Raw genomic sequence first — 5508 nt, 5'->3', positions numbered from 1 at the left:
AGATGCGTGCCGTCGTGATAATAAATCCGGTAAAACGGCGCAAGCTTGATGAGATCCAAATAATTTTCCATGTGCTTGCCCGCGGCTTGAAACACGCGTCGAATGATATCGGGCGCGGTAATCAGCGACGGCCCCATATCAAACGTATAGCCGTTTTTCTTCAATTGATACGCATGCCCGCCTACCCTCGCATTTTTCTCAAGAAGGGTTACGTCAAAACCGCGAGCTTGCAACCGTATGGCCGCTGCTAAACCGCCAAACCCAGAACCGATGACGATTATCTTATTCATATGATTTTCCATCAACCTTCACCCGGATGAACTCCTGCTATTCTCCAGAATCAACTCCGCTGCCATCCTGCCCGAGAGCATCACCAGCGGAATGCCGCCGCCCGGATGCGTCGAGCCGCCGGCAAAATACAAACCCTTAAGCTCACGACAGCGATTGGCCGGACGCTTGAACGCGGTGCTTCTGCTATTCGAAGAAATGCCGTAAATGCTGCCGCGATTGCTGAGATATAAATCAAGAAAGTCGCGCGGCGTAATCATGCTCTCGACTTCGATATTATCCCGAATATCAAAACCATGACGCTGCAACTTTGCCAGCACACACTCACGCACGGCTTTCGCCTCATGCCGCCAATCGGATTCACCCGTCACGTATGGCATGTTCAACAACACAAACCAGTTTTCGGCGTGTGCGGGCGCGTGTTCGGGATCGCTTTTGCTCGTGAGCGCAACGTAGATCGTGGGATCCTCCGGCGGCACGCGTTGCTCAAAAATTTGCTCAAATTCCCGGCGATAATTCTGCGAGAAAAAAATATTATGGTGCTGCAGCGACGCATGTTGCTTGTTCACCCCCCAAAGAAACACAAGTCCGGAACATGACGGTTCCAATCGTTTTAGTTTATTCCGCCGGCGATTGAAGCCCTCGAGCAACTGTTCAAAGGCCACGACGACGTCCTGGCCGCACAAAACGTAATCTCCAGCAATTCGTTCGCCGTTCACCAGCAAACCCGTTACACGCTTGCCGTCGTGCAAGATTCTATCGACTTTGCTCGAGGTGCTGATCTGCACGCCGGTCGCCGTTGCGACTGACTCCAGCGCTTCCGCCAATCGCCGCAAACCGCCGCGCACATAAAAGCTGCCGAGCGTGTACTCAACATGCGGGATGATGTTAAGCGTTGCCGGCGCGCGATACGGATTGGAGCCGTTGTACGTGGCATAGCGATCGAACAATTGAATCACGCGTTCATCTTCAAAAAAACGCGACACACCCTGATGCACGGTGCGCCACGGATCAATATGCAAAATATTTGCAAGTGCGCGCAAGTGTTGACTACGTAGATTTTTTTTAATTTCGTGAATGGGAGAAAAAAGGAAAATTTCAGCGGTCAGATCATAAATGCGGCGGCTATAGGCGAGGAAATCCTCGTAACGGGCAGCATCGTGTGGCGAAAAACGCGTAATTTCCGCCTTCATCCTGGCAACCTCAGCGCTGGCATCCAGCCTGGCGCCATCATCAAAAAAATAACGGCAAATCGGTTCAATCGGCGCGAATTGCAAAAACTCTTCGCGCGAGAAACCGGCAAACGCAAAGAGTTCGTCGATAACGAACGGCATGGTGAGCAACGACGGGCCGCAATCAAAACGATAGCCGCCAAGAATTCTCTCGTGCAGCTTTCCCCCGGTCTGGGCATTTTTTTCAAAAAGCATGACTTCAAACCCCATGCGAGCGAGCCGAATCGCGCCGCTGAGACTGCCCAAGCCGGAACCAATGACCAACACACGTTTAGGCATGCGCCCTCGATTTAAATCTCTCATAAAAAACAGTGGCGAGCAAAATCAACGCAAAACCATAGCCAAAGTCCTCAAGCGGAATCGTGCCGAGGCGCATACCGAGTTGATAGCGTTCCTCGTATAAAACCACCGGCCGGGCGGTGAGATAACTATTGCAAATGAGGTTCATTCCAACCGTCGCAGCAAGATAAAACAAAATTCTCTGGCGCTGAAATAATCGTGTTTGCAACAAATAATCAAGCGTTGCCGCCAATCCCAAAAAAATGAGAACAAGGGCGGTGTATTCTTTACCGTGTGCTAAGGCAACCATGCCGGGCAGAGGACAGAGTAAAAGCAGTATCCCGAGATATTGTGCTGCCGCGCTTTTGTGATCGGGCAAATAAGAGGCAATCACTTCCCAAACAAAGAGCGCTGCAAACGGCACGGTAAAAAAAAATAACCACTCTTCCACAGGCAATCCCGCGAAACGGAAATCAAACGTGTATGCGGAATTGAACTGCCAATGCCTGCCGGTGACGAGGGCATCCCAAAGGATAAAAGGCGCGGCAACCAGTGCAATAGCCGGGAACGCATAACGCCATTTCGAGAAGAAAAAAATGCGCTTCTCAAAACTCATGATCAGCGGTCCGGCAATCACAAAAAGATTGAACAAAAAATATTCGGCTTTCATGCTTTTGATTCCGTCAAATTTATTCATAGTATTTCTTTGGAAAACTATTACGACTGCAAAGATTTTTCCAAACCGCTAATCTACGCGAATGCACGCGATTTTTTTATTCGCGCCGATTAGCGTTGATTCGCAGTTGGCAAATTTGGTTGCGGCAAGTTGCCGCGTTATAATTTTCCCACAGCAGTTTACGGGTTTAAGTGAAAACTTGCTATGATTTTCTCCGTTGACAATGACGATCTCTTACGTTAATTTGACCCCGAAAACGCAAGCATCAACGCGCCGCACGAGGTTGGCTTGGCCGTTGCGCTGCTTTGTTAGATTAATTCGGCGGCGGCTCGACCGTCGCGCAACCGATTCGTCACTGTGAGGGATAAACATGCGGAAGCACGCCATCTCGCTCATCCCCTTGTTGTTCGTTTTGTTCATGATTATTCTTCCCGCCTGCACCGATCACGGCCTCGAGCCGATCCGGGAGGGCATCTCCGGACGCATTACTTATGTTGGTGCATGGCCGGACACAACGGAGTGGGTACGGCTCGCCGTGTTCAAGAAACTCCCGCCCTCGGTTTTTGATATTCCACTCAATCCTCCGGTTTTTAGCGACACCCTGCCGCGCTTCGTGTCATCCTATGACTATAATCTCACACTTGCGCCCGGCACTTATGAATGGGTAGTGCTGGCGTGGAAGCCGAAGAAGCAATTTGCCAGCAGCGATTATAGCGGTTTGGATACGCTGGGCATGTACAGTGTTGCCAACAACCCGGATGCGCCGCGGGCCATTGCAGTACCCGCGAAAGACTTACTTACCGGCGTGGATATCATCGCTGATTTTGCGCGCCTGTCGCCCCCTTCCCCCATTTTGCCCTAACCCATCATCATCTACTTCAGGGATTGAAACATGGAACGCTTGATGAGATTTTATAGAAACCTGCTAATATTTCTATTGCTATCGAACTTCGCTTCGCTCTACGGCCAATCACAACCTCAAGCACGCGGTGTGATTGCGGGTCATGTCAAAGATACGACAACCAACGAAGCGTTGCCCGGCGTCAATGTGATCGTGGAGGGCACGACGATCGGCGCGGCATCGGATATCGACGGCCGCTTCGTGATTCGGGGCGTGCCTCCCGGGAATTATCGTGTGCGCGCAACGCTGATCGGATATATCGCGAGTTTGAGTTCCACCGTCAAAGTAACTGCCGGTGATACGGCAGTAGTCAATTTTCAATTGCGTGAATCCGCGATTGATGTGCCGGAAGTCGTGGTGACGGCCAGCCGGAAGGCGCAATCGTTTTTGGAAACGCCGGTGAGTGTGAGCGTGGTCAATGCGCGGCAAATCGAACGGCAAAATTTTGGTACGCTCGAAGCGCTGCTGGAATTCGCCCCCGGCGTGAGTTTGATGAGCGGACAAATCAATATTCGCGGCTCCTCCGGCTACAGCCGGGGCGCCGGCAGCCGGGTGCTGTTGCTGGTTGACGGCGTGCCGATGTTGCCCGGCGACAGCGGCGACATTAAATGGGATCAAGTTCCGCCGAATGAAGTTGAACGTGTCGAAGTCGTGAAAGGCGCCGCCTCTTCTCTGTACGGCAGCAATGCGCTCGGCGGCGTGGTCAATGTCATCACCAAGGATCCGAGCGAAACGCCCATCACCGTGTTCAAGTCCACCGCCGGCATTTATGATAAGCCGCGCTATCCCGAGTGGCGCTTCACCGAACGCACGCTCTTCTACAATTTTCAAGACATTTCACATTCGCGCTCCTTCGGCAAGCTGAAAATGCGCGCCTCGCTGGGCCGCCGCGAATCAACAGGCTACGCTCAGAACCGGAATTATCAACGGCTCAACGGCTTCACCAAGTTGAAATACAATTTTACCACCACCTCGTTTGTCACCGCCTACGCCAACTACGCGAGAAATCACGGTGGCGAGAGCATTGCCGCGAATAGCTTCAACGATATCACCCGCGTGCCGGAATCCGACGCGGGGTTGAGCACCACCACGCGCCGCCTGCAAACCGGCGTTGCGTATCAAACGATTCTGCGCAGCAATATCACGCTCCGGCTGCGTGATTCGTTTTATTTCAATCGCTTTCAAAACGACTTGGCCGAAACCGATCCCAACCCATTTGTGCAGGCCAACGATCCGCACATCGATTCGCGCGCCTACAAGAATGATATCGAAGCCCAGCTTGACATCGAATTGAATCCGGTGCATTCGTCAACGTTCGGCGTCACCGGCGCAGTCAATCATATCACCTCAACATTGTTCGGCCGGCACGACGGGCGGGATTTTTCCACGTATCTGCAGCACGAATGGAAAGCCTCGACGGCGGTCACGCTTACCGGCAGCTTGCGCTTCGATTATCATTGGGTCGATACTGGTTTGAAGGAATATCATCTCAATCCGCGCTTCGGCATGGTTTATGTGGTTTCACCGAACGCTTCGCTGCGCCTGTCCTCCGGACGCGGCTTTCGCGCCGCGACGATGGCGGAGATGTTCACGCTGACCAAGGCGAGCGGCTTCGTGGTGATTCCCAATCCCAATCTCAGCTCGGAAATCGGCTGGTCTCATGAAGTCGGCGGACAATTCGTGCTCAGCAACTTTTTTGTCAACCCCGCGGTTTTCTGGAGCGACTATGAGGATTTGATCGAAGGCCGGTTCGTGACGAAGCGCAATCAGAATGTCATCCAGTTTCAAAACTTCAATCGCGCGCGCATTCGCGGCGCGGAGATTGATATCAACACTTCTTTTTGGAAAAAACGTTTGACCATCGGCGGGAGCTATACCTACCTCGATGCGCGCCAGTTGGAACGCCGCAACGATCTCACCGGCAATCTCGAAAAGGTCAATGAGCCGCTGCAATACCGGCCCAAACATTTATTGACCGGCCAGGCCACTCTCACGCTGGGGCGTTATTTCTTTGGCGTGGACTCGCGTTACGTCAGCAAGGTTAGTTTTGCGGTGTTTCCTGACCAGCCTCATGTCGCACAAAAAGTCACAAACTTCAACGCGGGCGTGCGCATTATACCGGCGGAAATCAC

The 5508-nt window shown here is 52.5% G+C and carries 5 protein-coding genes; 2 read left to right on the top strand and 3 right to left on the bottom strand.

Annotation, left to right across the window (positions count from 1 at the left end; translation table 11 throughout):
* From FBQ85_25935 to FBQ85_25925, 3 genes are all read right to left on the bottom strand, one after another.
* Positions 1-302 (bottom strand): FAD-dependent oxidoreductase (locus tag FBQ85_25935; GenBank protein ID MDL1878574.1); only part of this gene is annotated, 302 nt, incomplete at its 3' end.
* A gap of 6 nt (positions 303-308) precedes the next feature.
* The gene (gene crtI / locus FBQ85_25930; protein MDL1878573.1) at positions 309-1823 is read right to left on the bottom strand and encodes a phytoene desaturase; all 1515 of its coding nucleotides are present in this window, start codon (positions 1821-1823) and stop codon (positions 309-311) included.
* Complete coding sequence (locus tag FBQ85_25925; protein MDL1878572.1) at positions 1792-2496, bottom strand: lycopene cyclase domain-containing protein; 705 nt, start codon at positions 2494-2496, stop codon at positions 1792-1794. The genes crtI and FBQ85_25925 overlap by 32 nt, the downstream gene beginning before the upstream one ends.
* Before the next feature lie 349 nt (positions 2497-2845).
* Here FBQ85_25925 and FBQ85_25920 point away from each other — a divergent pair, with 349 nt between their 5' ends.
* Both FBQ85_25920 and FBQ85_25915 read left to right on the top strand, forming a co-directional pair.
* Positions 2846-3337: a hypothetical protein gene (locus tag FBQ85_25920; protein MDL1878571.1), complete on the top strand. Its 492-nt coding sequence runs from the start codon at positions 2846-2848 to the stop codon at positions 3335-3337.
* Positions 3338-3367: 30 nt separating this feature from the next.
* Positions 3368-5508, top strand: a 2141-nt coding sequence (locus tag FBQ85_25915; GenBank protein ID MDL1878570.1) for a TonB-dependent receptor, incomplete at its 3' end; no start/stop codon positions are given.

The organism is Cytophagia bacterium CHB2 (assembly GCA_030263535.1).
In the GTDB taxonomy this organism is placed as follows: domain Bacteria; phylum Zhuqueibacterota; class Zhuqueibacteria; order Zhuqueibacterales; family Zhuqueibacteraceae; genus Coneutiohabitans.
This window is presented reverse-complemented; position numbering and strand designations above follow the sequence as displayed.

What these genes read in the sequence shown, in the direction of transcription:
- crtI (MDL1878573.1), bottom strand. Translation starts at nt 1,823, where the DNA reads ATGAGAGATTTAAATCGAGGGCGCATGCCTAAACGTGTGTTGGTCATT.
- FBQ85_25925 (MDL1878572.1), bottom strand. Translation starts at nt 2,496, where the DNA reads ATGAATAAATTTGACGGAATCAAAAGCATGAAAGCCGAATATTTTTTG.
- FBQ85_25920 (MDL1878571.1), top strand. Translation starts at nt 2,846, where the DNA reads ATGCGGAAGCACGCCATCTCGCTCATCCCCTTGTTGTTCGTTTTGTTC.